This window comes from Mesorhizobium sp. M7D.F.Ca.US.004.01.2.1 (genome assembly GCF_003997785.1).
Lineage (GTDB): Bacteria > Pseudomonadota > Alphaproteobacteria > Rhizobiales > Rhizobiaceae > Mesorhizobium > Mesorhizobium loti.
Window position 1 is genome coordinate 1 of the sequence record NZ_RZRQ01000603.1, and the last position, 1,940, is coordinate 1,940.

The following is a 1,940-nucleotide window of genomic DNA, read 5'->3' on the forward strand; positions in this document are numbered from 1 at the left end:
GCACTGGGCGAGGACCCGACCGAGCCGTTCCATTCGGTCCCCTATGCCTTCAAGCCGGTGCCCGACGAAGCCCCCATCGCCCGCGCCCGCGCCGAGCTGAAAAACCTCGGCCTGCATCCGGCCTCGCTGCCGCTCGGCGTCGATATCGACACCTGGCTGAAAGAGGGCAAGACCGGCTGGGATGCCTTCCCGAACACCGGCCAAGGCAAGGTCGACGCGCAGACGGGACCGCTGACGGCTGCCCTGACCGACCAGAACATCAAGCTTGAGACTGGAGCCTATGTCGAATATCTCGAAGTATCGCCCGACGGCAAAACCATATCAGCCATTCACTACCGGCAGAATGGCGCGCTGAAGAAGGTATCGCCGAAGCTGGTCATCCTCTCGGCCGGCGCGGTCAATTCCGCCGTTATCCTGCTGCGCTCGCCCACATCGGATGGCAAAGGCCTCGCCAACCGCTCCGACCAGGTCGGTCGCAATTTCATGAACCACAATTCGAGCGCCATGCTGGCGATCGATCCGCGCCGCCGCAACGATTCCGTCTACCAGAAGACGCTGATGCTGAACGACTATTATCTGTCCGACGGCAAGGGGGGCAAGCCGCTCGGCAATGTCCAGTTGCTCGGCAAGATCGACGGCAACATGCTGAAGGCCAATGTCAAATACACACCGAAATTCGCGCTCGATTTCATGGCCGGCCATGCCGTCGACTGGTACCTGATGTGCGAGGACCTGCCCGATCCGGAAAGCCGCATCATGGTCGACGGCAAGGACATCGTCATGCAGTGGCGGCGCTCCAACATGCAGTCGCTCGATGGGCTGACCAAGGTGATGCGCGAAAACTTCCGCGCCTGCGGTTATCCCCTCGTGCTGTCGCGCCCCTTCGACAAGCGCACGCCCTCGCATCAGTGCGGCACGGTCAAGATGGGCGACGATCCGGCCACCGCGCCGCTCGATCCCTTCTGCCGCTCGTTCGACCACCGGAACCTGTTCGTCGTCGACGGCGGCTTCCTGCCCAATTCGGCCGCCGTCAACCCGGCCCTGTCGATCGCCGCACAGGCGCTGCGGGTTGCTGATCATATCCGCAAGACGGACCTCGCCGCATGACCCGTCCGGCGGCCATCGTCACCGGCGGTGCACGCGGCATTGGCCTTGCCTGCGCCCAGGCACTCGCCGATGCCGGCTTCGATATTCTGGTCGCCGATCTTGCCGAAACAGCCGCTGACGGACTTGCCAGAGACATCGCCGGGCGCGGCGCGAAATTCGCTTATGTCCCTTGCGACATTGCCGATCTCGCCAGCCACACCGCACTTGTCGATGCGGCGATGCGCGCCTTCGGCCGCATCGATTGCCTGGTCAACAATGCCGGCGTCGGCGCCGTGGTGCGCGGTGATCTGCTGGACCTCCAGCCGGAGAATTTCGACCGTACGCTCAGCATCAATCTGCGCGGCACCGTCTTCCTCAGCCAGGCCGTCGCCAAGGCGATGCTGGCCACATCGGGCGATCAGAGATCAATCATAACCATCACCTCGGTCAGCGCCGAAATGGCGTCGCCGGAGCGGCCGGACTACTGCATCTCGAAAGCCGGGCTTTCGATGTGGGTGAAGAACCTGGCGCTGCGGTTGGCGCCTGAAAACATCGGTGTGTTCGAGGTGCGGCCCGGCATCATCCACACCGACATGACGGCAGGCGTCACCGCCAAATACGACGCCCTCATCGACGGTGGACTGGTGCCGGCAAAGCGCTGGGGCGAAGCGTCAGATATCGGCGCGGTGGTGGCGGCCCTCGCCGGCGGCAAGCTCGGCTTTTCGACCGGCTCGATCATCAATGTCGACGGCGCGCTCTCCGTGCCGCGACTGTAAGTGGACAGTGTCATGACCGACTACATCATCGTGGGCGCCGTTGAAGTCCGGATTGAAAGGGATGCCCATCTCCTGGCC

At 63.6% G+C, this 1,940-nt stretch carries 2 protein-coding genes; both read left to right on the forward strand.

Going from position 1 to position 1,940, the window contains the following annotated elements; genetic code table 11:
• The coding region (locus EN993_RS35305) for a GMC family oxidoreductase (protein ID WP_164758044.1) at nucleotides 1–1,107 on the forward strand (1,107 nt) is incomplete at its 5' end.
• Entirely contained in the window at nucleotides 1,104–1,862 is a 759-nt protein-coding gene (locus EN993_RS35310) for a 3-ketoacyl-ACP reductase (protein ID WP_127266192.1), read from the forward strand. The genes EN993_RS35305 and EN993_RS35310, both read left to right, overlap by 4 nt.
• Nucleotides 1,863–1,940 lie beyond the last annotated feature (78 nt).